This is a genomic window from Ensifer sp. 2TAB8, from assembly GCF_052115125.1.
Taxonomy (GTDB): domain Bacteria; phylum Pseudomonadota; class Alphaproteobacteria; order Rhizobiales; family Rhizobiaceae; genus Ensifer.
In genome coordinates this window covers 1,079,541-1,103,830 of sequence record NZ_JBFRGB010000001.1, presented here as the reverse complement: position 1 = coordinate 1,103,830, position 24,290 = coordinate 1,079,541, and the positions used below count along the sequence as shown (strand labels likewise).

General features: G+C 62.8%; 25 protein-coding genes. 15 read left to right on the top strand and 10 right to left on the bottom strand.

Annotation, left to right across the window (positions count from 1 at the left end):
• Positions 1-37: 37 nt before the first annotated feature.
• Positions 38-1,897 carry an extracellular solute-binding protein gene (locus AB4Z53_RS05510; protein WP_223726022.1) on the bottom strand — a complete coding sequence of 620 codons (1,860 nt, stop codon included), beginning with the start codon at positions 1,895-1,897 and terminating at the stop codon, positions 38-40.
• A 232-nt stretch (positions 1,898-2,129) separates the two neighbouring features.
• Between AB4Z53_RS05510 and mepA the strand changes: the two genes are divergently transcribed.
• The 6 genes from mepA to AB4Z53_RS05480 all read left to right on the top strand — a co-directional run bounded on the left by mepA (position 2,130) and on the right by AB4Z53_RS05480 (position 8,343).
• Entirely contained in the window at positions 2,130-3,185 is a 1,056-nt protein-coding gene (gene mepA, locus AB4Z53_RS05505; protein WP_441595148.1) for a penicillin-insensitive murein endopeptidase, read from the top strand.
• A 100-nt stretch (positions 3,186-3,285) separates the two neighbouring features.
• On the top strand, positions 3,286-3,669 hold the full coding sequence (locus AB4Z53_RS05500) for a methylglyoxal synthase (protein ID WP_113539909.1): 384 nt from the start codon (positions 3,286-3,288) through the stop codon (positions 3,667-3,669).
• 116 nt (positions 3,670-3,785) lie between these two features.
• Entirely contained in the window at positions 3,786-4,805 is a 1,020-nt protein-coding gene (locus AB4Z53_RS05495) for a glucokinase (protein WP_223726024.1), read from the top strand.
• Between the two features lie 112 nt (positions 4,806-4,917).
• On the top strand, positions 4,918-6,735 hold the full coding sequence (locus AB4Z53_RS05490) for an ABC transporter ATP-binding protein (protein ID WP_441595145.1): 1,818 nt from the start codon (positions 4,918-4,920) through the stop codon (positions 6,733-6,735).
• A gap of 118 nt (positions 6,736-6,853) precedes the next feature.
• On the top strand, positions 6,854-7,672 hold the full coding sequence (dapB, locus tag AB4Z53_RS05485; RefSeq protein ID WP_441595143.1) for a 4-hydroxy-tetrahydrodipicolinate reductase: 819 nt from the start codon (positions 6,854-6,856) through the stop codon (positions 7,670-7,672).
• A 35-nt stretch (positions 7,673-7,707) separates the two neighbouring features.
• Positions 7,708-8,343 (top strand): 2,3-bisphosphoglycerate-dependent phosphoglycerate mutase, encoded by a 636-nt coding sequence (locus tag AB4Z53_RS05480; protein WP_441595141.1) that lies wholly within the window; start codon positions 7,708-7,710, stop codon positions 8,341-8,343.
• A gap of 77 nt (positions 8,344-8,420) precedes the next feature.
• Here the strand turns inward: AB4Z53_RS05480 and AB4Z53_RS05475 are convergent, their stop codons facing one another.
• Both AB4Z53_RS05475 and AB4Z53_RS05470 read right to left on the bottom strand, forming a co-directional pair.
• On the bottom strand, positions 8,421-9,308 hold the full coding sequence (locus AB4Z53_RS05475; protein WP_223726028.1) for a methylated-DNA--[protein]-cysteine S-methyltransferase: 888 nt from the start codon (positions 9,306-9,308) through the stop codon (positions 8,421-8,423).
• Between the two features lie 105 nt (positions 9,309-9,413).
• Positions 9,414-9,911, bottom strand: a complete 498-nt coding sequence (locus AB4Z53_RS05470; RefSeq protein WP_223726029.1) for a DUF2244 domain-containing protein — start codon at positions 9,909-9,911, stop codon at positions 9,414-9,416.
• A 22-nt stretch (positions 9,912-9,933) separates the two neighbouring features.
• Here AB4Z53_RS05470 and nth point away from each other — a divergent pair, with 22 nt between their 5' ends.
• Positions 9,934-10,710 carry an endonuclease III gene (gene nth / locus AB4Z53_RS05465; protein ID WP_441595139.1) on the top strand — a complete coding sequence of 259 codons (777 nt, stop codon included), beginning with the start codon at positions 9,934-9,936 and terminating at the stop codon, positions 10,708-10,710.
• A 3-nt stretch (positions 10,711-10,713) separates the two neighbouring features.
• Here nth and AB4Z53_RS05460 read toward each other — a convergent pair whose 3' ends face one another.
• Positions 10,714-11,307, bottom strand: coding sequence for a TetR/AcrR family transcriptional regulator (locus AB4Z53_RS05460; RefSeq protein WP_441595137.1), 594 nt, complete (start codon positions 11,305-11,307; stop codon positions 10,714-10,716).
• 66 nt (positions 11,308-11,373) lie between these two features.
• Between AB4Z53_RS05460 and AB4Z53_RS05455 the strand changes: the two genes are divergently transcribed.
• Together AB4Z53_RS05455 and AB4Z53_RS05450 are read left to right on the top strand one after the other, a co-directional pair.
• Positions 11,374-11,802, top strand: coding sequence for a VOC family protein (locus AB4Z53_RS05455; protein ID WP_441595135.1), 429 nt, complete (start codon positions 11,374-11,376; stop codon positions 11,800-11,802).
• Between the two features lie 87 nt (positions 11,803-11,889).
• Positions 11,890-12,882, top strand: a complete 993-nt coding sequence (locus AB4Z53_RS05450; RefSeq protein WP_441595133.1) for an adenosine kinase — start codon at positions 11,890-11,892, stop codon at positions 12,880-12,882.
• A gap of 40 nt (positions 12,883-12,922) precedes the next feature.
• Here AB4Z53_RS05450 and AB4Z53_RS05445 read toward each other — a convergent pair whose 3' ends face one another.
• The gene (locus tag AB4Z53_RS05445; RefSeq protein WP_113539918.1) at positions 12,923-13,474 is read right to left on the bottom strand and encodes an SH3 domain-containing protein; all 552 of its coding nucleotides are present in this window, start codon (positions 13,472-13,474) and stop codon (positions 12,923-12,925) included.
• 284 nt (positions 13,475-13,758) lie between these two features.
• Here AB4Z53_RS05445 and AB4Z53_RS05440 point away from each other — a divergent pair, with 284 nt between their 5' ends.
• On the top strand, positions 13,759-14,763 hold the full coding sequence (locus AB4Z53_RS05440) for a 2-hydroxyacid dehydrogenase (RefSeq protein ID WP_113539919.1): 1,005 nt from the start codon (positions 13,759-13,761) through the stop codon (positions 14,761-14,763).
• 60 nt (positions 14,764-14,823) lie between these two features.
• Here AB4Z53_RS05440 and AB4Z53_RS05435 read toward each other — a convergent pair whose 3' ends face one another.
• From AB4Z53_RS05435 to recF, 3 genes are all read right to left on the bottom strand, one after another.
• Entirely contained in the window at positions 14,824-15,291 is a 468-nt protein-coding gene (locus tag AB4Z53_RS05435; RefSeq protein ID WP_441595231.1) for a GNAT family N-acetyltransferase, read from the bottom strand.
• Positions 15,292-15,301: 10 nt separating this feature from the next.
• Positions 15,302-16,063 (bottom strand): molybdopterin-synthase adenylyltransferase MoeB, encoded by a 762-nt coding sequence (locus AB4Z53_RS05430; RefSeq protein WP_441595131.1) that lies wholly within the window; start codon positions 16,061-16,063, stop codon positions 15,302-15,304.
• A gap of 120 nt (positions 16,064-16,183) precedes the next feature.
• On the bottom strand, positions 16,184-17,308 hold the full coding sequence (gene recF, locus AB4Z53_RS05425) for a DNA replication/repair protein RecF (protein WP_441595129.1): 1,125 nt from the start codon (positions 17,306-17,308) through the stop codon (positions 16,184-16,186).
• A gap of 203 nt (positions 17,309-17,511) precedes the next feature.
• On the opposite strand from recF, the gene AB4Z53_RS05420 reads away from it, so the two are divergent.
• Positions 17,512-18,156: a DUF47 family protein gene (locus AB4Z53_RS05420; RefSeq protein WP_113539957.1), complete on the top strand. Its 645-nt coding sequence runs from the start codon at positions 17,512-17,514 to the stop codon at positions 18,154-18,156.
• Entirely contained in the window at positions 18,156-19,160 is a 1,005-nt protein-coding gene (locus tag AB4Z53_RS05415; protein ID WP_113539921.1) for an inorganic phosphate transporter, read from the top strand. The genes AB4Z53_RS05420 and AB4Z53_RS05415 overlap by 1 nt, the downstream gene beginning before the upstream one ends.
• 51 nt (positions 19,161-19,211) lie before the next feature.
• Here the strand turns inward: AB4Z53_RS05415 and AB4Z53_RS05410 are convergent, their stop codons facing one another.
• The gene (locus AB4Z53_RS05410) at positions 19,212-20,570 is read right to left on the bottom strand and encodes a serine hydrolase (RefSeq protein WP_441595126.1); all 1,359 of its coding nucleotides are present in this window, start codon (positions 20,568-20,570) and stop codon (positions 19,212-19,214) included.
• Between the two features lie 177 nt (positions 20,571-20,747).
• On the bottom strand, positions 20,748-21,647 hold the full coding sequence (locus AB4Z53_RS05405; RefSeq protein ID WP_113539922.1) for a LysR family transcriptional regulator: 900 nt from the start codon (positions 21,645-21,647) through the stop codon (positions 20,748-20,750).
• A 139-nt stretch (positions 21,648-21,786) separates the two neighbouring features.
• Here AB4Z53_RS05405 and AB4Z53_RS05400 point away from each other — a divergent pair, with 139 nt between their 5' ends.
• The 3 genes from AB4Z53_RS05400 to AB4Z53_RS05390 all read left to right on the top strand — a co-directional run bounded on the left by AB4Z53_RS05400 (position 21,787) and on the right by AB4Z53_RS05390 (position 24,256).
• The gene (locus AB4Z53_RS05400) at positions 21,787-22,536 is read left to right on the top strand and encodes an SDR family oxidoreductase (RefSeq protein ID WP_113539923.1); all 750 of its coding nucleotides are present in this window, start codon (positions 21,787-21,789) and stop codon (positions 22,534-22,536) included.
• Between the two features lie 197 nt (positions 22,537-22,733).
• On the top strand, positions 22,734-23,369 hold the full coding sequence (locus tag AB4Z53_RS05395) for a DUF1326 domain-containing protein (RefSeq protein ID WP_223726039.1): 636 nt from the start codon (positions 22,734-22,736) through the stop codon (positions 23,367-23,369).
• Between the two features lie 5 nt (positions 23,370-23,374).
• Complete coding sequence (locus AB4Z53_RS05390) at positions 23,375-24,256, top strand: DUF2182 domain-containing protein (RefSeq protein ID WP_441595123.1); 882 nt, start codon at positions 23,375-23,377, stop codon at positions 24,254-24,256.
• Positions 24,257-24,290: the final 34 nt, after the last annotated feature.

Genomic DNA, 24,290 nt, shown 5'->3' with positions numbered 1-24,290 from the left:
GCATTTGGAATCGAGACGCCATTCGAGTGCAAGGACTTCATTTGGGGGAGGCGTTTTTCGACCACCAGCTGTCCGGGAACCCGGTCGAGTAGTAGGGAAGCTCCTTCAGGTGGGCGAGCTGGTTCCAATAGGCGACGCGCACCGACTTCGAGTAGAACAACGGCACGACAAAATGGTGAGCGAGGAGAACGCGGTCGAGCGCCCGCGTCGTTGCAATCAGCTCCTCGCGGTTCGGTGCGAAGATGACCTTGCGGATCAGCTCGTCGATTGCCGGGTCGGATATGCCGGCATAGTTTCGTGATCCCTGCTGATTGACCGAGCTCGAACCCCAGTAGTCGAGCTGCTCGTTGCCGGGCACCAGCGTTTGCGCCCAGATACCATAGATCATGTCATAGTCGAAGCTTCTGACGCGGTTGGTGTATTGCGAGTCGTCGACGGTGCGGATGCGCGCATCGATGCCGATCCGCTTCACGCTGTTGATGAACGGCATGACGGTGCGCTCGAAGGAGGGGTTCGACAGCAGTAGCTCGAAGCCGAAGGGTTCGCCCGTCTTGGCATTCACCAGGCGGGTCCCCTTGAGCTCGTAGCCCGCCTCCTTGAACAGATCGAGGGCTTTGCGCAGGTTGTCGCGCACCTTTTGCGGCTCGCCGTTGACGGGGTTGGTGTAGGGCGTGGTGAAGACTTCTGGCGGAACCTTGTCCTTCAGCTCCTCGAGGATCGCCTTTTCCCGGCCTTCGGGAAGAGCGGAAGAGGCAAGCTCGGTACCCCAGAAGTAGCTGTCGACACGCTTGTATGCGTTATAGGCAAGGTTGCGGTTCAGATCCTCGAAGTCGAAGGCGTAGTTCAACGCCTCGCGCACTCTTGGATCCTTGAATTTTTCGCGGCGCATGTTCGGCACAAGCGCCTGCATGATACCGGTTGCGCGCAGCGGATTTTCGATCTCCTCGCGGATCACCCGACCATCTTTCATTGCCGGGAAATCATAGGCGGTCGCCCAATGACTGGCGCTGTTGTCCTGGTAGAAATCGACATTACCGGAGCGGAAGGCTTCGAACTGCACGTTCCTGTCGCCGTAGAAGCCATAGCTGATCACGCCGAAATTATATTGACCGACGTTGACGTTGAGGTTCTTGGCCCAATAGTCGTCCCTGAGTTCGAAGCGGATCGAGCCGCCGGCCTGGAAAGAGGCGATCTTGTAGGGGCCGGAACCCATGACCGGCTCCAGTGTCGTTTGGCTGATGTCGCGCTTTTTGCCCTGAGCGTCCTCGCCTTCCCACCAGTGCTTGGGCAGGATCGGGAACTGGCCGAGGATGTTCGGCAGTTCGTGATTGTTCTTCTCGTCGAAGTGGAAGGTAACGTCGCGCTCGCCGGTCTTCTCCGCCGAAGTGACATGGCGGTAATAGTTGGACAGAAGCGGATTGTACTGCTTCACCATCTCGAACGAGAAAACCACGTCCTCCGGCGTCACCGGCTTTCCGTCCGCCCATTTCGCCTCAGCGCGAAGCCGAAACGACGCGGAGGAAATATCATCGGGATAGGAGACGCCTTCAGCGAGCAGACCGTATGCGGTGGTGATCTCGTCTTCGGCGGATTTCAGCAGCGTATCGAACACGAGAGATGTGACACCACTCGCCGCCTCGCCTTTGGAAAGGATCGGGTTGAAGGTATCGAAGGTGCCGTTTTCCGAGAGCCGCAGTTCTCCGCCTTTGGGCGCATCCGGATTGACGTAGTCGAACCGGGCGAATCCTTGCTTGTATTTGGGCTCGCCGATTGACGAGGTGCCATGACGCCAGACGGGCTGATCTTCGGCATTGCCTGCAGGAGGGAAGAGAAGAAACGCTGCTGTCAGAAGTGAGGCAGCGAGGCCAGGTTTCACGGTCCTGCAGAAGTTTGGCATCCAGCCGGTACCCCTTATATTTCAATCTTCTTTTGCGAGAGCATAGGCGAAATCCGGGCAATTGACAGGCACTGCCGCAAATCAGGCAAAATTTTTGAGTCACATCCCGGTGATTCACAAGCGTGTGACGCGTAAGGCTGAGGCAAACACGGGGCCTTAGGATCGGGGTTCGTCGGACAGGGCATGGCGCATATCGGCGCCGCTGTTCGCGAGACAAACGGGACGAAATTCAATGATTGCTCCACTTCGACGTTGCGGCTCGGCGTTTCTTGCGTTGCTGCTGGGAACAAGCCTTCTGATCGCCGACAGCGCCGCAGCCGACGATGTGCCGGCCAAGACGCTTTTCGGGGCCAAGGCGCTGCCGGCTGAAATGGCGGCCAACCCCTATGGCTTCTACGCGAAGGGTTGCCTTGCCGGTGGTGTCGCGATCCCGACCGACGGACCCACCTGGCAGGCGATGCGGCTGTCGCGCAACCGTCGTTGGGGTCACCCGCAGATGATCGCCCTGATCGAGCAGTTTTCGCACGATGCCGCCGAAAAGGTCGGTTGGCCCGGTCTGCTGCTCGGCGACATCTCGCAGCCGCGCGGCGGTCCGATGGTGTCGGGGCACGCGTCCCACCAGATCGGCCTGGACGCCGATATCTGGCTGACGCCGATGCCGCAGCGCACGCTCACCTACCGCGAGCGCGAGGACATCTCCGCGACTTCGATGCTGCAGAAGAACAAGTTCCTGACGGTCGACCGTTCCATTTGGACGCCGAAACATGCGCAGCTCATCATGCTGGCGGCGAGCTATCCGCAGGTGGAGCGGGTTTTCGTCAACCCGGCGATCAAGAAGAAGCTTTGCGACACCTGGACCGGCGACCGTTCCGCGCTCGGCAAGGTCCGGCCGATCTACGGGCACGACTATCACTTCCACATCCGCATCAAATGCCCGGCGGGGGCAACGAGCTGCAAGGACCAGGCGGCGGTGCCGGCCGGTGACGGCTGCGACAAGTCGCTGGCCTGGTGGTTCACCGACGAGCCGTGGGCGAAGCCGACGAAGAAACCGGGCGAAAAACCCGTGAAGCCGAAGGTGACGACGCTTGCCGATCTGCCGAAAGCCTGCACACTGGTGCTGAACGGTCCTGCACCGGCGTCGGAAGAGGCCGCCACGTTCGGCACGGCCTATCGGGCAGCGGCACCTGCCCCAGCGGCACAGGGGATCGAGCAGGTGATCGGCGCTGCCGCGGGGGATGTTCCGCCGGCCGATATTCCGGTGCCGCAGGCTCGGCCGACCTTGCAATGATCATGGATGCGCGCGGATGGGCGGGCTTCAACCTTCCCATCGCCGCAGCGTTCATGTATAGGGCGATCAAATCGATTTAAAGATTGATGCGAGGCCCGACATGGCGGATCGGAAATGCATTGCCCTGATCGCTCACGATCAGAAGAAGGACGATCTTGCTGCCTTCGCCAAGGTGCACGAAGCGGTCTTGTCGCAATGGCGTATCGTTGCGACCGGCACGACAGGCGGTCGCGTCCTCGACGTCTGTCCGGGGCTCGACATCACGCGGCTCAAAAGCGGTCCGCTCGGCGGCGACCAGCAGATCGGCGCGATGATCGCCACCGGCGAGGTGCAGCTTCTGATCTTCTTCGTCGATCCCCTCACGGCGATGCCGCATGACGTGGACGTCAAGGCGCTGATGCGACTTGCGATCGTCTATGACATTCCAATGGCGCTCAACCGCGCGACCGCCGAACAGTTGATCGATTTCAACCCAAAATCATAAATGTGATCGCGTCTCGGTAGGGCGGAACGGGCGGAAAGGCGCACACACTTTCCCTTATCCCGCTCTAGCTGATAGACAGCGATATACCTGCCACGACGATCAGGATGGACCTTGCGATGCCCGGCACCAGTGAAAACGCCTTCCCCTTTCCGATCCTGATCGGCGATATCGGCGGCACCAATGCGCGCTTTGCCCTACTCCTCGATGCCTTCGCTGAGCCGAAACAGTTACCGCCGATCAAGACCGGGGATTTCGAAACGATCGAGGAGGCGATGCAGAAGAGCATCCTCGACAAGACCTCGGTGCAGCCCCGTTCGGCGATCCTGGCGGTAGCCGGCCCGATCCGGGGCGACGAAATTCCGCTCACAAATGCCGGCTGGGTGATCAGGCCGAAGGACATGCTTTCGAGCCTCGGCCTCGAAGACGTGCTGATCATCAACGATTTCGAGGCGCAGGCGCTCGCCGTGGCGGCGCCGGCGGACGAGGACCTTGTGCAGATCGGCGGCGGCAGCGTTCGCCCCTTGACGTCGCGTGTCGTCCTTGGCCCGGGCACGGGGCTCGGCGTCGGCGGGCTGGTCTTTGCCCAGCACACCTGGATCCCGGTGCCGGGCGAGGGCGGCCATGTCGACATCGGCCCGCGCAGCGAACGCGACTTTCAGATCTGGCCGTTCCTCGATCCGATCGAGGGACGCATGGCTGGCGAGCAGATCCTCTGCGGCCGCGGCATCATGAACCTCTACCGCGCCGTTTGTGCCGCCGATGGCGCAGACCCGGTGCTCACCGATCCGGCGGAAGTGACCACGCATGCGCTGGCCGAAAGCGACAGGGCGGCGATCGAAACCATTTCGTTGTTCTGTACTTATCTCGGCCGCGTTGCCGGCGACATGGCGCTGATTTTCATGGCCCGCGGGGGTGTTTTCCTGGCTGGCGGCATTTCGCAGAAGATCTTGCCGGCGCTCATGAAATCGCCGTTCCGCGCTGCCTTCGAAGACAAGGCGCCGCACTCGGCGCTGATGAAGACGATCCCGACCTTTGCCGTCATTCATCCGATGGCGGCGCTCTCCGGTTTGGCCGCTTTTGCCCGCACGCCGAGGGATTTCGGTGTTGCAACGGAGGGACGCCGCTGGAGAAGCTGAGCATCCGGCGCGCGCAAAGACTCGCCAAAACGATACCAAACCACTATAGAGCCCCGGGAAAGGTCGGGCCGGAAACCGGCTCGCCACATTGGGTCCAGGGAAGACGGGCTTTTTGAGCGTCAGCAATAGAAAACAGCACGCGGTCGATTCCGATACGATCAGCGGAATTCTGAAACGGGTCATTGCAGAAAACGGTCGCGACCACATTCGCGGCTATGCTTTTGCCATCGCCTGTCTGGCCGTCGTTGCAGCAACAACCGGTTTCACGGCCTCGATCATGGAGACCGTGATCAACGAGGCCTTTGCCAACAAGCGTGCAGATATCGTCCTGCTCGTCTGCGGCGCGATCCTCGCCGCCTTCGTGCTTCGCGGCTTTGCCACTTACGGCCAGGCTGTTGCCCTGTCGAAGATAGGCAACAACATCGTCGCGCGTTACCAGCGCCGGCTCTATGCCCACCTGATGGCGCTKAGCGTCGGCTATTTCAACGAGACGCGTTCGGCACAGCTTGCAGCCCAGATCAGCCAGAACGTCAGCGGCATTCGCGACGTGCTCAACCTGACGGTCACGTCGATTGCTCGCGATCTTTTGACCCTGATCGGTCTTGTCGGCGTCATGTTCGCCAAGGATTGGCTGCTGTCGATCATCGTCTTCGTCGCTGCGCCGCCATTGCTTCTCGGCCTGCGCTACGTTTCCAGGCGCTTGCGTTCCGCCACGCGCGAATCGATCGAGGTCAATAGCCGCGTTCTCGGCGCGATGCAGGAAACCATCCAGGGCATCACCATCGTCAAGGCCTTCACCATGGAAGGCGAACTGCGCGGCAAGGTCGAAACGATCATCGATCGCGCCGAAAACCGCGCCAACCGTATAGCGCGCTTGAGCGAGCGCACGGCGCCGATGACCGAAACCTTCGCAGGTCTCGCGATTTCCGCGGTGCTTGCCTATTCCGCCTTCCGCGCGATCTATGCCGATGTGCCGCCGGGCGCCTTCTTCGCCTTTGTCGTGGCCCTGCTGATGGCCTATGATCCGGCTCGCCGGCTGGCACGGCTTCAGGTCTCGCTGGAACGGGCCGCCGTCAACGCCCGCATGGTCTACGAAATCCTCGATACCGTGCCGCATCAGCGCGACAAGCCGGACGCCAAGGAACTGGCCGTCACGAACGCGGCTGTTGAGCTGCGCGACGTCCGCTTCCAATACGCCAATGGCGACGAGGTTCTGAGAGGCGTCAGCTTCGTGGCCGAAGGCGGCAAGACGACAGCGCTCGTCGGCCCTTCGGGCGCCGGCAAGTCGACGGTCATCAGCCTCATTCCGCGGTTTTATGATCCTGCTTCGGGCCAGATCCTGATCGATGGACAGGACATTGCCGACGTCACCAAGCAGTCGCTGCGCAAGGGCATCGCCTATGTCTCGCAGCAACCCTACCTCTTTGAAGGGTCGATCCGCGACAACATCCGCTACGGTCGCATCGATGCGACCGATGCAGAGATCGAGGACGCTGCGAGGCTTGCCTACGCGCATGATTTCATTCTGGCGCAGCCGCAGGGTTACGATACGCCGGTCGGCGAAAACGGCATGACGCTCTCCGGCGGCCAGCGCCAACGGTTGTCGATCGCCCGTGCGCTCGTGCGCAACGCCCCGATCCTGCTGCTCGACGAGGCTACCTCGGCGCTCGATACCGAATCGGAAGCCGCCGTGCAGAAGGCGCTCGACCACGCCATGGACGGTCGCACGGTGATCGTCATCGCGCATCGCCTGTCGACTGTCGTCAACGCCGACAAGATCATCGTCATGAAGGATGGTTCGGTCGTCGAGGAAGGCACACATGCCGAGCTTGCACGGCGACCGGACGGTCTCTACGCTCGGCTCCACAATCTCCAGGGCCAGTCGCCAGAGGCCAATGTGCCCGAAGCGCCGGCCGGCGCCGAAATCTAGAGCATTTCAAAAAAGTGCGCAGCGGTTTTGCGTCCGGAAATGCGTAAGAACAACGAGACAGAGCGTCCCCGGTTCTTTTGACCGGAACGCTCCAACGCGGACAAAAAGGAAATCACCGATGGGCGAAACCGATATGAAGCTCGTGGTGGTGGGTGCTGCAGGCCGTATGGGCCAGACTCTGATAAGGACGGTTCACGCGATGGAGGGCGTGCGCCTGCATGCCGCAATCGAACGTCCGGGTTCTCCCTTCATCGGCCGTGATGCCGGCGAAGTGGCCGGTCTCGGGCCGATCGGCGTGCCGGTTACCGACCAGCCGCTCGAAGCCTTCGTCGATGCAGAAGGCGTGCTTGATTTCACGGCGCCCGCAGGCACCGTCGAGTTTGCCGGCCTCGCAGCCCAGGCCCGCATCGTCCATGTCATCGGTACCACCGGCTGTTCGGTCGACGATGACGCGAAGATCCGCGCCGCGGCTCGTCACGCCCGCATCGTCAAGTCGGGCAATATGAGCCTCGGCGTGAACCTGCTCGGCGTGCTGACGGAGAAGGCGGCGCGTGCGCTCGGCCCGGCCAACTGGGATATCGAAATCCTCGAAATGCACCACAAGCACAAGGTCGATGCGCCCTCGGGCACGGCGCTGCTTCTCGGCGAAGCCGCGGCTAGAGGACGTGGCATCAGCCTTGCCGACAATTCGGTGCGCGTGCGTGACGGCCATACGGGCCCGCGCCCGGCTGGCACGATCGGTTTTGCGACGCTGCGCGGCGGCTCGGTGATCGGTGAGCATTCGGTCATTCTCGCCGGGGAAGGCGAGCAGGTGACCCTCTCGCACAGCGCGACGGATCGTTCGATCTTCGCACGCGGCGCCGTCACGGCAGCACTGTGGGCACGCAGCCAGAAACCCGGTTTCTACTCCATGCTCGATGTTCTCGGGCTCAGCTGACCCTCTCTCTCACAAGCCTCAAGGGGGGATTCGACATGAGCGGTACTCTCGTCCTTGTCCGGCATGGCCAGAGCGACTGGAACCTGAAGAACCTGTTCACCGGCTGGCGTGATCCGGACCTGACGGAACTCGGCGTCGAGGAAGCCAAGGCCGGCGGCAAGGCACTTGCCGACTACGGCATCAAGTTCGATATCGCCTTCACCTCGGATCTTGTCCGCGCCCAGCGCACCTGCCAGTTCGTGCTCRATGCCGTCGGCCAGTCCTCGCTCGAAACGATCCGCGACCAGGCGCTCAACGAGCGCGACTACGGCGACCTGTCGGGCCTCAACAAGGACGACGCACGCGAGAAGTGGGGCGAAGAGCAGGTGCATATCTGGCGCCGCTCCTACGACATTCAGCCTCCGGGCGGCGAAAGCCTGCGCGACACCGGCGCGCGCGTCTGGCCCTACTACCTGACCGAGATCCTACCGCGCGTACTCTCCGGCCAGAAGGTCCTGGTTGCCGCCCACGGCAACTCGCTCCGCTCGTTGGTCATGGTGCTCGATCGCCTGACAAAGGAAGAGATCCTGAAGCTCAACCTCGCGACGGGCGTGCCGATAGTTTACAAGCTCAACGCCAATTCGACCGTCGCTTCAAAGGAAGTGCTGGGTGACATGTCCGGCGCTCACTGAGCTTTGGCATAATCGGAAATGAAGAAGGGGCGCTGAGCGCCCCTTTTTTGTCTGCTGGCGATACCGGGCTTCAGGTATCAAATCGTGCCGTCGGCCGCCTTGCCGGCTTCCCAGCCGAGGATGGCGCGCTTGCGTGTCAGCCCCCAGTGATAACCGGTGAGATCCCCGCTCTTGCCGAGTGCGCGATGGCAGGGAACGACGAAAGAAATCGGGTTGCGCCCGACCGCAGCGCCCACGGCGCGCGACGCCGTCGGCTGGCCGATCTGCCCGGCGATGTTCGAATAGGTGGTGGCGCAGCCGAGCGGAATCTTCAACAGCGCTTGCCAGACCCGGATCTGGAAATCGGAGCCGATCAGGAAAATGCGCAGCGGCTCGTTCTGGCGCCAGCGCGAGGGGTCGAAGATGCGCGCGGCATATTGGGCCGTGGCCGCACTGTCCTCGATGTAGCGGGCGTTGGGCCAACGTTGTGCCATGTCCTCGAAGCTTGCCTGCTCGCCGCCGGAATCGTTGAAGGCAAGGCCTGCAAGTCCGCGTTCGGTGATCATGACGAGCGCCGTTCCGAAGGGCGAGGGGTGGTAGCCGTAGCGGATCGTCAGACCCTCGCCGCGCGCCTTCCATTCTCCTGGAGACATCGCCTCATGGGTGACGAACAGGTCGTGCAGGCGGCTCGGCCCCGACAGTCCGACCTCGATGCTGGTTTCCAGCAGCGGCATGTCCTCCTGGCGCAGCAGCCGCTTGGCATGGTCGAGCGTCACGGCCTGGAGGAAGGCTTTCGGAGAAAGTCCGGCCCAGCGGGTGAAAACTTTCTGGAGTTGCGTCGGCGACTGCTTCAGGCGCTGCGCCACGGCTTCGAGCGACGGCTGGTCGCGATAATCCTCGGTCAGCATTTCGATCACGCGGCTAACCGTATCGTAATCGGTGCCTTTCGGCGTGATGTCTGTGGGTACGGATGTCGCAATGTTCATGGCTCATCTCCTGTCATGCCACAGGTAACCATTTGGCAGCGCCCGCAACCACCCGAAACTTGAGTGAATGCGAGGATTTGCACCCCATTGGTCGATCAGCGGGCGTCAGCGGCGGCGAACGGTCGCAAGCGCACCCGAGAGCGCGAGTGCGAAGGTCTCGCGATCGTCGCGATTAAGAAACGAACCGATGTCGGTTCGGCGGCCACCGCCGCTGATCGTCATCGAGACGATGCCTATCTCCTGATGCCGGGCGACGTTGAAACGCGCCCAGAAGGGATTGAAGCGGTGTTCGGTGATCTGCCCGGAAGGGGTGAACTTACGCACCGAAACGTCGGTCCGGGAAACGCTGACCTCCTCGCGGCTGAGTGCCGAGCGGTTGTTCAGCCAGAAGGCGCCGAACAGCAACAGGTAGTCGAGACCGAAGAAGAACACGACCGGCCAGGCGCCGATGATGAAGAAAACGACGACATGCACGAGGCTCAAAAGCCCGGCAATCAGGAAGAAGACTTTGAAACCTCGGCGTCCGAGCGAACGATAGGGCGTGAGCTCGGCGGTGAAGACCGGCGCATCCTCGGGCGGGGTGGTGGCGTTGCCATTTATCATGACCTTTGACTATAGATGCATCATGAAAAACGTGAAGCCGAAATTGCCCGTTGGCGCCGCAAAACCGAAGTCGGCGACTGCACGCCGCGCCGCGCCACGCGTGAAGAACCTCTATAGCCAGGACGAGCTCAAGGAGATCTTCCGCCGCTTCTCGATCCAGCGGCCGGAGCCAAAGGGTGAGCTGGAGCACGTCAATCCGTTCACGCTGGTCGTCGCCGTGGCGCTTTCGGCGCAGGCGACCGATGCCGGCGTCAACAAGGCGACACGCGCGCTCTTCGCGGTCGCCGATACGCCGGAGAAGATGCTGGCGCTCGGGGGAGAGAAGGTTCGGGACTATATCAAGACCATCGGCCTTTATCGCAACAAGGCGAAGAACGTCATCGCCCTCAGCGAGATGCTGATCCGCGATTTCGGCGGCGAAGTGCCGCGCACGCGCGAAGAACTGGTGACCCTTCCGGGGGTCGGCCGCAAGACCGCCAATGTCGTGCTCTCCATGGCTTTCGGCCAATCGACGATCGCCGTCGACACCCACATCCTGCGCATCGCCAACAGGATCTGTCTGGCGCCGGGCAAGACCCCGGACGAGGTGGAAGACAAGCTGATCAAGATCATTCCGGACGAATATCTCTACCATGCCCATCACTGGCTGATCCTGCACGGGCGCTATTGTTGCAAGGCGCGCAAGCCCGAGTGCGAACGCTGCGTCATCGCCGATCTCTGCAAGTCGCCGGAAAAGACCTGCGACATCCCGGCGCCGCTGGTCGAACTGCCGCCGCAAATCATCTCCGCTGCTGGCTAACGGTCAGGCCGAAACCATCCGGTCGATCAGCGTGCTGATCGTTTCCGCATAAATCTCCGTCGAGCCGCCGTCGGCAATGTCGAGTGCCGCGCGGTCGAAGGCGGCCGATAGCAGCGAAGCCATGGCCGACAGCCTGTCGGCCGAAACGGTGGCCGGAGCCATTGCCTCGGCAATCCCTTCCTCGAGCGTTCTCTGGGCATTGGCCGCATCGATCGCCATCATCTCCTGCTTGCCGAGCACCGCCGGTCCATCGAGCAAAAGCAGACGGATCCGGCCCGGCTCACGCATGGCGCCGAAATAGGCGCGGGCGCCGACCTTCAGTGCCTCTCGGGCCGAGAGGTCGCCTGACGTCGCCTGCTCGATCGATGCCGCCACGGCGCCAGCCTCCCGCTCCACCACGGCGCGGAACAGCGCCTTCTTGTCCTCGAAGTGGTGATAGAGCGCGCCGCGGGTCAATCCGGCGGCGGCGACGATGTCCGGCGTCGAGGTATCGGCGTACCCGCGGGTGACGAAGAGGTCCCGGGCGGCGTCCAGGATCGCGGCGCGCGTCGTATCGGAGCGTTCGCGGTTGGAGCGACGGGAGGTTTCCTGTTGCATACATGCAGCCTGTATGTTAATTAGATACATACAGACTGTATGATATTGCGAGTGCGAGGGAAAGCCATGAAATCAACGAGCTACTATCCTGTCATCATGACGGCAGACGTTGCCGCCACCGCTGCCTTCTACATCGAGCACTTCCGCTTCCAGGCGCTCTTTACCAGCGACTGGTATGTGCATCTCCAGTCGGCCGAGGACGAACACGTGACGCTGGCCGTGCTCGACTATCGCCACGAGACGATCCCCGAGGAGGCGCGCGCACCCACCCGTGGCCTTCTCCTGAATTTCGAGGTCGAGGATCCGGATCGCATCTATGCGCAAGCACTTACCGCCGGCCTGCCGATCCTGAAGACATTGCGGGACGAGGACTTCGGCCAGCGCCATTTCATCACCGCCGACCCGAACGGCGTACTGATCGATGTCATCAAGCCGATCCCGCCAAGCGCCGAATTCGCCGCCGCTTACGATGAAAGTGCGCTTCCTACGGCTTGAAGCATAAGGCACGCGTCTTTTGTCTTCCAAATGGCCGGAAAACCGGTATTAACGAACACCGGCCATCACGGAGACCGGACGAGGTTCATGACAAAATACGACGTGCTGACGATCGGCAATGCCATCGTTGATATCATCGCGCGCTGCGACGATGCCTTTCTCAATGAAAACGGCATCATAAAGGGCGCCATGAACCTCATCGATGCCGAACGGGCCGAGTTGTTGTACTCGCGCATGGGCCCGGCGGTGGAAGCCTCCGGTGGCAGCGCCGGCAATACGGCAGCCGGTGTCGCCAGCCTTGGCGGCCGTGCCGCCTATTTCGGCAAGATCGCGAGTGACCAGCTCGGCGAGATCTTCGCTCACGACATCCGCGCCCAGGGCGTCTACTTCGAGACGAAGCCGCTCGAAAGCGTGCCGCCGACCGCACGCTCGATGATTTTCGTGACCGAAGACGGCGAGCGCTCGATGAACACCTATCTCGGCGCCTGTGTGGAACTTGGTCCCGAGGATGTCGAGGCCGACGTCGTCGCCCAGTCCAAGGTCACCTATTTCGAAGGCTATCTCTGGGATCCGCCACGCGCCAAGGATGCCATCCGCGAGACCGCTCGGATCGCCCACGACAACGGCCGCGAAACCGCGATCACGCTCTCCGACAGCTTCTGCGTTCACCGCTATCGCGACGAGTTCCTTGAGCTCATGCGTTCGGGCACGGTCGATATCGTCTTCGCAAACCGGCAGGAAGCGTTGGCGCTCTACGAGACCGAGGACTTCGATCTGGCGCTGGAAAAGCTGTCGAAGGATTGCAAGCTTGCTGCCGTGACGCTGAGCGAAGAAGGCTCGGTGGTCGTGCGTGGCGACGAACGGGTTAGGGTCGACGCAACGCCGATCGCTCAGGTCGTCGATACGACCGGTGCCGGCGATCTCTATGCCGCGGGCTTCCTGCACGGCTACACGACCGGGCGCTCGCTCGAAGACTGCAGCAGGCTCGGCAATCTGGCCGCCGGCATCGTCATCGGCCAGATCGGACCGCGGCCGATGGTCTCCCTGGAGAAGGCTGCCAAGCAGGCCGGTCTCGCCTGATTCGTCCGGATTGAGTTTTGTGAAAGACGGGCGTGCGGCCTTACTTGAAGGCCTCGCCCGGATAGGCGCCCCAGATCTCGCTCTGGGCGATCCAGCCTTCTACGCCCTGCGTCTCGACATGGCACCAGTCGCCATTGCATTCGCCGACACGCACGATCACGCCAGGCTCCATGCGGGCGGTGATCGGGGCGGTGCCCTGCGGATCACGGCGCATGTTGACGAAGACGCCTTCGCCCTTGCCGCGCATCCACGGTGCGGCGACAGCTGTACGGTCGCCGGAAAGCAGCGCCTGGTTGACCCAGCCTTCGGTGCCGTCGGCGTCGCGGATGCGGCGCCAGTTATCGTATTCCTGGATGATTTCCACCGGCACGCCGGGCTTCATGTAGCGGAAGGCGACCGCGTAATCGACACTCGGGCCGATGCGGAGATTGACGCTCTTGGACTTCAGGCTGACGAAGCGCGGCAGCGGCAGCCCGCTGGCGCCCTTGGCGGCCTGAGCGTAAGCGGCCGATGTCATGATCCCGGCGCCAAGGCACGCGGCAATCAACGAGAGCGAGAATCTGGAAATGATGTGACGCATGACGAAGCTCATTTTCCGTGGCCCTGTAGCGCCGCGTATGTAGTGAGGCGCACAAAGGCCGCTGCAGCACTTTGAGTTGCTGCATGTTTTGTCCTTCAATCGGTGACGACCAAGGGAAACATGCAGTAGCTTATGCAGGCGCAGTTCATTCGGGCCCCGCTCCGCGGACTGAAATCGCGGGGATGACGACGCGAGTTTTGTTTGTCTTCCCGGTGGGGTCTGGTAGAAATTGCGGCTACAGGGAGAAAGTATCGCCCAACTTGGTTAAGGACCCGTCAACAAGGCCCGTCGCAGCAATGACAAGCAAGAAGAAGCCCACGGTCTACATCACCCGCAAATTGCCGGACATCGTCGAGACGCGGATGCGCGAACTCTTCGATGCGGAGCTCAACATCGACGACACGCCGCGCAGCCAGCCGGAACTCGTTGCCGCGGTCAAACGCGCCGACGTGCTGGTGCCCACGGTGACCGATCGCATCGACGCGGCGCTGATCGAGCAGGCCGGCCCGCAGCTGAAACTGATCGCCAGCTTTTCGAATGGCGTGGACAACATCGATGTCGACGCGGCTGCACGCAAGGGTATCACCGTCACCAACACGCCGAACGTGCTGACCGAGGACACGGCTGACATGGCGATGGCGCTGATCCTTGCGGTGCCGCGCCGGCTTGCCGAAGGTGCGCAGATCCTGACCGATCGCAAGGGCGAGTGGGCTGGCTGGTCGCCGACCTGGATGCTCGGCCGCCGCATTGCCGGCAAGCGCATCGGCATCGTCGGCATGGGCCGGATCGGCACTGCCGTCGCGCGCCGCGCCAAGGCCTTCGGCCTTTCGATCCACTATCACAACCGCCACCGGGTGAAGGCGGAAACCGAAGAGATGCTGGAGGCGACCTACTGGGACAGCCTCGACCAGATGCTTGCCCGCGTCGATATCGTCTCGGTCAACTGCCCGTCGACGCCGGCGACCTATCACCTGCTCTCGGCCCGTAGGCTGGCACTGATGCGACCGGACAGCTACATCGTCAACACCGCCCGCGGCGGCATCATCGATGAGACGGCGCTGATCAAGTCCCTGCGTGAAGGCAAGATCGCCGGCGCAGGCCTCGACGTCTTCGAGAACGAGCCGGCCGTCAATCCGAAGCTGATCAAGCTCGCCGGCGAAGGCAAGGTCGTGCTCTTGCCGCATATGAGCTCGGCGACGCTCGAAGGCCGCGTCGACATGGGCGACAAGGTGGTGATCAACATCCGCACCTTCTTCGACGGCCACCGTCCGCCGGACCGGGTGCTGCCGGGCCGCGACTGACCGTGAAACGCCGCACGGCCCTGTCGTGCGGTTGTCCGTCGGGCCGCTCAAACTCGGAAGCTAGAGCGTCTTGCGCATCTCGATCGCTGTCGGCCGGGTAAATCCCGGATGACACATGGTGCCGCTCTGGACGAAGCCCCAGGCAGCAAAGGCGCGGTGGTTACCGGTGAGTTCGATGCGGGTGAGCAGCCGTAGCGCGGGCAGGCTGAGCGCGCGCGCCGTCGCCTCCGCTTCGGCGAGCAACAACCGGCCGACGCCCTTTCCTTGTGTCTGCGGGGCAACCGCGAGCTTGCCGATGTAGAGACAATCGGCTTCAGGCTTGCAGAAGATGCAGCCGACGAGCCGTTCATCGTCGCTGACGCCGAAGGCGATCTCGTCATCGATCTTCTGGCAGAGCGTTTCGATGTTCAATGCATGTGCTGATGACGGCGGATCGATCAGCCCGTCCATGTAGAAGAAGGCACCAAGGATCAGCGCCAGCAGTTCCTCGTGCCGTTCGAATGTTCCGTCGATGCGAAAGATCTGCACCATGGTCGGCCTACGCTCTGTGACGATAGCGGATGGTGTTGAACTGCGCCGTCAGCGCGTCATACATCAAGAGCCGCCCGACGAGTGGCTCGCCGAAACCGGCGATGACCTTGATCGCTTCCATCGCCTGCAATGTACCGATGACGCCCGTCAGTGCGCCGACAATGCCTGCCTCGGCGCAGGAAGGCACGACGCCGGCCGGTGGCGGTTCCGGGAAGAGATCACGGTAAGAGGGGTTCGGCCGTCCATCGGCGCCGGCGGTGTAGGGCATCAGCACGGTCAGCGATCCGTCGAAGCGGCCGACGGCACCGGTCACCAGCGGAATGCCCACTGCCGCCGCCGTATCGGCTGCGAGATAGCGTGTGTCGAAATTGTCCGAGCCGTCGATCACAAGGTGATATTGCCGGAACAGGGCCTCGGCATTCTCGGGATTGAGGCGGAGACGGTGTTCGTCAACGCTGACATGCGGATTGAGCGATGCAATCGCTTCGGCTGCCCGCTCGACCTTGGCGCGATCGATATCCTCAGTACGGTGGATAATCTGCCGCTGCAGATTGGAGAGCGTCACCGTATCGTCGTCAACGATGCCGATCCGCCCGATACCTGCCGCCGCGAGATAGGAGAGGACAGGGGCGCCCAGGCCTCCAGCGCCAATCACCAGCACACGCGCGGCCTTGAGTTTCTGCTGCCCCGCGCCGCCGATCTCCGGCAGCACGATATGGCGGGCGTAGCGGGAGATCTCCGATTGATCGAGCTTGTTCTCAACGGTCATCACCGCGTCCTCTTCATCCGGCTCGGCCGGGGCGGCCGGCCTTTGGATCACAATGATCCATCTGGTTGGAGTGAGTTAGGGACGCAAAACCGCAAACACTTGTCCTCATCCCGCTCATTTCTATCCCGTTACGCTTCCGTGCGAAACGGTCAGGAAGCGGCCGCGCTCGCCAAGTGCTTCGAACATTGCCTGGTCCGTGCCGGTCATGAAGGCCTGGCCGCCGAGGCCATCGACGAGGTCGAACAGGGCCGCACGCCGGTTGACGTCGAGATGGGCTGCGATCTCGTCGAGCAACAGGATCGGTGCGTGGCCGGTCATGTCGCCGACGAGGCGCGCATGCGCCAGCACCAGGCCGACGAGCAAGGCCTTTTGCTCCCCGGTCGAACACCGCGCCGCCTCCATATCCTTGTCGCGGTGGCGCACGAGCAGATCGCTCCGGTGCGGTCCGTCGAGCGTACGGCCCGCCGCTGCGTCGCGCGGGCGCCCGTCGCGCAGCATCCCCAGATATTGTTCTTCGAGATCATAGGCCGGGCGATGGCCTTCACCGTCGAGAAAACCGGAAAGCGCCAGATGCGCCGACGGGAAGACGGTGTCGTCCACATTCCGTTCGACGAGCGCGGTCAATAGGCCGAGCATTTCCTGCCGCGCCAGCGCCATCGACACGCCGAGACCGGCCATCTCGCGCTCGATGGCCGTCAGCCACGCCGGGTCCGGCCGAAATTCGCTGAGCAGGCGGTTGCGGCTGCGCATCGCCCGGTCGAATTCGCTGGCGCGCCGGCCATGCTCCGGATCGAGCGAAAGCACCAGCCGGTCGAGGAACCGGCGCCGGTCGGCCGAGGGGCCGGTGAAGAGCCCGTCCATCGACGGCGTCAGCCAGAGAACACGCAGGTGATCCGTCAATTCGTCGACGGTCGACGCCGGCGTTCCGTTGAGCCGCAGCCGTCGGGATTGCCCTTCCGTCGCACCAGCGGTGCCGGTGCCGATCTCGACCGGCCCTTCCATGCCTTCGACGTCGGCAAAGACGGAAAACCCGTCGCTTGCGCCGACGCGCGTCACGTCGGCATAGGCCGCACGCCTGAGGCCCCGCCCGGGCGACAGGAAAGAGACTGCCTCCATGAGGTTGGTCTTGCCGGCGCCGTTCTCTCCCGTCAGCACCACATGGCGCTGGTCGAGTTCCAGCGAGAGCGCCGAATAATTGCGGAACTCCGTGAGCTTCAGGCGGTTGAGAAAGACCTTATGTGGCATCGGCAGTCCGGATTCGACGTTGCGCGCAGCTAGGACGAAAGCAGGCGCCAAGGCAAGGTGAAACGGCATGCATGTCCATATCGGTGCAAGTTGGCCAATTTCGGCGGGGGAAAGGCGACAAACCCCTTGGATCAGGTGCTTTTCTTGGGCGCTCCGGTCAAATATGACAGTTTCATGACAATCCACGAATGGACATATTTGTGATGCTGGCTTGGTTCCGCAAACTACTTCCCCGCGAGGATCGCTTTTTCGACCTCTTCGCAAAACACTCGCTCACCGTCGTCGGTGCCGCCGAAGCACTCGACAAGCTGCTTGCCGGCGGCGACGACATGGAGAAACAGTGCGACCGGATCGTCGCGCTTGAAGATGAAGCCGATCATATCACCGCCGATGTGCTCCTGGCCGTCCGTCGGTCCTTCATCACGCCCTTCGACCGTGGGGACATCAAGGATCTGATCCAGTCGATGGATGATGCCATCGACATGATGCACAAGACGGTCAAGACAATCCGGCTCTACGAACAGAAAAGCTTCGACCCCGGCATGCGCGAAATGGGCACGATCGTCGGCCGGGCCGCGCATCTGATTGCCGAGGCTGTGCCGTTGCTCGACCGCATCGGCGTCAATCACGACCGCCTCATCGCCATCGCCGAGGAGGTCACCCGCCTCGAGGGACACTCCGACGAACTGCACGAGCAGGGTCTCAAGGACCTGTTCCACCGTTACGGCGCGAGCAACCCGATGGCCTATATCATCGGCAGCGAGATCTATGGCCAGCTGGAAAAGGTCATCGACCGTTTCGAGGACGTCGCCAATGAAATCAGCGGCATCGTGATCGAGAACGTCTGATGGATGCGACGCTCGCCTTTCCGTTGCTCGTCGGGCTGATCGGCATCGCGCTGTTCTTCGACTTCCTGAACGGTCTGCACGATGCCGCCAATTCCATCGCGACGATCGTTTCGACGCGGGTGCTCAGGCCGCAATATGCGGTCCTGTGGGCGGCCTTCTTCAACTTCATCGCCTTCCTGTTCTTCGGCCTGCACGTGGCCGAGACGCTCGGCAAGGGTATCATCGATCCCGGAATCGTCACGCCGCTGGTGATCTTCTCAGCGCTCATGGGGGCGATCGTCTGGAACATCGTCACCTGGCTCTTCGGCATCCCGTCGAGCTCCTCGCACGCGCTGATCGGCGGCCTCGTCGGCGCCGGCCTTGCCAGCACCGGATTTAGTTCCATCGTCTGGACCGGCCTTTTGAAGACCGTAGGCGCCATTTTCATGTCGCCCGCGATCGGTTTCTTCCTGGCGCTGATGCTGGTGTTGATCGTCTCCTGGCTCTTCGTGCGGCAGACGCCCTTTGCCGTCGACCGCACCTTCCGCATCATGCAGTTCATCTCGGCCTCGCTCTATTCGCTCGGCCACGGCGGCAACGACGCGCAGAAGACCATGGGCATCATTGCTGTTCTGCTCTTCTCGCAGGGCTATCTCGGTTCGGAGTTTTACGTGCCCTTTTGGGTGGTGATCACCTGCCAGGCGGCGATCGCGCTCGGCACGCTGTTCGGCGGCTGGCGCATTGTCCACACCATGGGCTCGAAGATCACCAGGCTCAACCCTATGCAGGGCTTCTGCGCCGAAACGGGCGGAGCGATCACGCTGTTTGCCGCCACCTGGCTCGGCATCCCGGTTTCGACGACGCACACCATCACCGGTGCGATCATCGGCGTGGGTGCCGCCCGCCGCGTCTCGGCGGTCCGCTGGGGGCTTGCCGGCAATATCGTCATTGCCTGGTTCATCACCATGCCGGCAGCGGCCGCGATCTCGGCTCTTGCCTACTTCCTGATCGATCTGATCTTCTGATCGAAACACACTGCGTCTCCCGCCTATTTGGCGGGAGACGCCCATCATTTCTTATTTCTCGACCCGGGGCGCGGGACTGTCTCGTCCGCCCTGATGCAACGTCAGGCTCTCGGCGCGAGAGCCGGTTACCGTGAAGCTGATCTGCGCATCGATGAGCTTCGCAAAGAAGCGATGCTCGGCCTCCGGAAGGATTTCTAGCCGGTCCTGGCCTGTTGCCTGGGCAAACAGCCGATTGCCATCGCGAAAGATCGTCAGGTCGAATCCAGGTGCCAGCCGGTAGGTGCCGAGATAGGCATCGTAGCTTGCCGGATCGACCGTTACGGCCGTGCGCCGGACGGTTGGAGGCGCAAGCGGAGCGTTGCTATTCAGCAGATGGCGGCCGATGTCGTCGACGCCGATGTCGGTCGACGCATTGGAGAGGGCGACCACGCCGACACCCGTCGACGGACGGTAGCCGACGAAGGATCGGTAGCCACCGGTCCCACCATTGTGCCAGATGAATTGCTCGTCGCCCTTGCCCGAGATGACCCAGCCGAGCGCCTGCTGGTCGTCGTCTCCATTGCCGAGCGGCTGCCGGGTTGCGAGCAGGGTAGCGAAGGCCGGTGCCAGCGACGATGGCTTTCTCCCCATGGCCGCCTCCAGGAAGATCAGAAGATCGTCCGCGGTGGAACGCAGGGCACCCGCGCCCTGCAGCGCGTTGAGATCCCAATCGCTGACCGGCTCCAGGGCCGCGTCGTGCCCCTTCGCCTGCCGTCCGGACCAGTCGGGCCGCAGCGTAATCGCCGTGTCTTTCATTCCGAGAGGCGCGGCGATGCGGCTGGCGACGAGCTCTTCATAGGAAAGCCCGGCCTTCAAGGCGAGCACGTGGCCGAGAAGGCCTGCGCCGAGATTGGAGTATTCGTGCTCGACGCCAGGGCGCCGCAGCGGCTTGTGGCTCGTAAGAAAGGCATGGAGCTTGGCGGCGTCGTAGTCCGCATAGGGATTGCTCATGTCGGCCGGCGCCAGATTGCTGGGTAGCCGCGGCAGGCCGGACATGTGCGTCGCCAGGTCTTTCAGCGTGATCGCAGCCTGCTTGTCGTCGGGCATCGTCGCACCTGCAGGGAGTAACGTCGAGACGGGCGTATCGAGGCGCAGCGTGCCTTCTTCTACCGCGTCGGCGAGCAGCAGCGCGGTGAAGACTTTGGTGACCGAACCGATCTCGAACACGGTCTGCCCGTCGACCGGGCGCGGGTCGCCCTTGGCCGGATGACCGTGCGCAACGATGCGCCGGCCATTGGCGTCGATGATGCCGACGACGATGCCGATCGACTGCTGCTGCCTGTCGATCCGGTCGGTCAGGATTTCCTGAATTTCGGCATCGGTCGGGGCCGTGGAGAGGGAGCCCGCATGGGCTGAGGTGCCAAGCGTCATGGCGACGATCCAGTTCAGAAAGAAGGTCCGCATGGTGAAAGATAGGAAGACTATCCCTGGTTGCGATGGGTGCGATGCGAATGCCAGCCGGTTTCGATCAAGCTTCCGTCGAGACTTGACCGGCAATCGGCGAGCAATCGTCGCCGGCAACGATTACGCCGGGGTTGCGGGCGCGCCTCACGGGTCCCAATAGGGGGGATCGCCGAAAGCCTCTTTCAGGTGCTGGGCAATGGCTCTGAGCTTGGCCGAGACGCGCCGGCCTTCCGGGTGCGCCATATAGATGAATTCCGCCTCCGGGCGCAGTCCGACTTCGATCTCCCGGAGTTGCCCATCACGCACGGCCGGGCCGGCGATGAAGGCAGGCAGTAGCGCAATGCCGAGCCCGGCAACGGCGGCGTCGTGCAGCATGTCGCCATTGTTCATGCCAAGCGCCAGGCGCGCCCGCACGATCGTTGCGCCTGAGGGCCCCTCGAACCGCCAGTCGGCCGCTCCGCGATTGGTGTAGAAGATGCCGCGATGGCCTTCGAGTTCGCCAAGCGACGCCGGGGTGCCGTGGCGATCGAGATAATCGGGAGAAGCGACGAGCAGGCGCCGGCTTCTCGCAAGCTTCCAGACCACCAGTCGAGAGTCGGCGATCGTGCCGTGGCGAACGATCGCGTCATAGCCCTCGGAGGCAGCGTCCACCCGGCGGTCGTCAAGGTCGAGCGTCAATTCGATTTCCGGATGCTTCGCCAGGAACGGGTAGAGCGCCGGGCCGAGATGGAGGCGGCCGAAGCTGACGGGCGCTGCGATCCTGAGCGGTCCCGTCAGAAGCCCGCGGCGCTCGGCAAGATCGCTGGCCGCCGCCTGCACTTCACTCACGATCCGGACGGCTCGCTCGCGGAAGGCGATGCCGTCCTCGGTGAGCGTCAGCTTGCGCGTCGTGCGATGGAGCAGGGTGGCGTTGAGTCCGCGCTCCAGTTCGGCCACTCTTTCGCTGACGACGGATTTCGACAGGCGCAGGCGGCGCGCCGCTTCGCTGATCGAGCCGGCTTCGGCGACCGCAACAAAGGCCGCTATTCCTTCGATCTTCATCATCGTTCGGCTTTCCCGAATTTCAGTTCCAACATTGGAAGACTAATCCGAACGATCGTTTTCCGCCATATCTGTGTGCATTCGAGGACGACGGCTCCAGCCGAACCGGCCTCCTCTTCAACTCAACGAGAGGACTTTCATCATGTCACGTTTGCAGAACAAGACGGCGCTCATCACCGGCGGCACCAGCGGGATCGGTCTCGAAACCGCGCGTCAGTTCATCGCCGAAGGCGCAAGGGTCGCCGTCACCGGCACCAACCCGAAGAACATCGCCGAAGCCCGCGCCGTCCTTGGCGAGGCCGCGTTCATCATCGAGGCCGATGCCGGCAATGTCGCGGGCCAGGCTGCTGTCTCTGAAAAGATCCGTGCCGCCTTCGGCACGCTCGACATCCTGTTCGTCAATGCCGGCATCGCCAAGCTGCAGCCGATCGAGCAGTGGGATGAGGCAAGCTTCGACCGGTCGATCGCCATCAACGTCAAGGGCCCGTATTTCCTGATCCAGGCGCTGCTGCCGGTGTTCTCGAAGCGCGCCTCGGTCGTGCTCAATACCTCGATCAATGCCCATATCGGCATGCCGACCTCGAGCGTCTATGCGCTGACCAAGGCGGGCCTGCTGTCGCTGGCCCGCACGCTGTCCGGCGAACTGATTGGCCGCGGCATCCGCGTCAACGCCGTCAGCCCCGGACCGATCCGCACGCCGCTCCATGACGGCCACGCTCCGACGCCCGAGGAAAACAAGCAGGTCGTCGATGCCATCGCCGCGCAGATTCCGCTTGGCCGCTTTGGCGATGCGAGCGAGATCGCCAAGGCGGTCGTCTTCCTCGCCTCCGACGAAGCCACCTTCACCGTCGGCGCCGAACTGATCGTCGACGGCGGCATGGCCACCCTCTAGTGGCGTTCCTGCCCACGATCTGAAAAACCTCGGTGTGCGTTTTTGAGCGCCGCGGGTCCCATGGATCCGCGGCGCCGACGTGCCGACGAGCGTTGGCATTGGTAGAGGAGAGGAGTATATTTTCGCGATCTAATAAAAGGCATCCGTTCGCGGAGAGTTCCGCGAGACGAACACCGATCAGATCCCGGGAGGAGACGATGACGAGTGTGAGATGGATGATGAAGGGGCGCGAATTCATTCATTGCAATTGCGCCTATGGCTGCCCCTGCCAATTCAATGCATTGCCGACGCAAGGCCACTGCAGCGCCGTCGGTGCCTTCGAGATCGAGGAAGGCTATCACGGCGACACCCGACTGGATGGGCTTCGTGGCGGCCTGATAGCCGCCTGGCCGGGCGCCATTCACGAGGGGAGAGGGAAGGTGGTGCCGATCGTCGATGTTCGGGCCTCCGACGCGCAGCGTGGGGCGCTTCTGCGCATCATGAGCGGGGAGGACACGGAGCCTGGCGCGACCTTTTTCCAGGTCTTCGCAACGACCTTCGAAACCATGTACGACCCGGTCTTTGCCGAGATCGATTTAGAGGTCGATGTCAGCGGCCGTCTGGCGCGGCTGAATGTGCCGGGCTGGATCGCTGCACGCGGCGAACCGATCCTCAATCCGGTGACCGGCGTCGCGCATCAGGCGCGCATCAATCTCCCGCAGGGATTTGAATACGATCTTTGCGAAGTCGGGCGCGGGTGGGCCGAGACGAAGGGACCGCTGACCTTGGCGCTGGTGGATTCGCACGCCCATTTCGCGCGGATGCACCTGACCGAAAGCGGCGTGATCCACTGACGTCGATGAGGGATACGGCGCTTGAAACCCTGCTCAGACGCGACCGCGCGATCGTCGCGGCGGCGCTGGTTACGTTGGCGGCAATCAGCTGGATCTACATTCTCTGGCTGGCATCGGCCATGGATATGGCCGCTGCTCCGGCGTCCCACGGCAGCATGGATATGGGCTCGGCCATGGATATGCCCATGGACATGCCGATGAGCACGCCGATGGAAACGCAAAAGGGGGCGATGACATCCGTGTCAGCGGCGGCCGTCGGTCCCTGGACCGCGGCAACCTTCGCCTATGCCTTCATCATGTGGGCCGTCATGATGGTGGGTATGATGGTGCCGTCGGCGACGCCGATGATCCTGCTCTATGCCCGTGTCGGCCGCCAGGCGGCGCAACAGGGCAAGCCCTTTGCCGCCACCGGCTTCTTTGCCATCGGCTACCTGTCGGCATGGATCCTGTTCGCGCTCGTCGCTGTTCTCGGGCAATGGCTGCTCGATCGCGCACTGTTGTTCACACCGGCGCTTGCCAGTGCCAGTGCGGTTCTCAGCGGCATCGTGCTGATTGCCGTCGGCCTGTTCCAGTTCACGCCGCTCAAGGATCGCTGCCTCAGCCAGTGCCAGGCGCCGCTGCTTTTCATACAGAACCACGGCGGCTTTCGTCGGAAGGCGGTCGGCGCCTTCGGCCTCGGTGTACGGCACGGGCTTTATTGCGTCGGCTGCTGCTGGGCGCTGATGGCGCTGCTGTTCGTCGGCGGGGTGATGAACGTGCTGTGGATCGCCGCGATCGCCATCTTCGTTCTGGCGGAGAAGGTCGTGCCCGGCGGCAGGATCCTGTCCCGCATCGCAGGGGTAGCGCTCGTTTTGGCCGGGCTGTGGCAGCTCACGGCCCTGCTCTGAAATAGACGCGCCGCGCAACCGTTTCCGGCGCGCG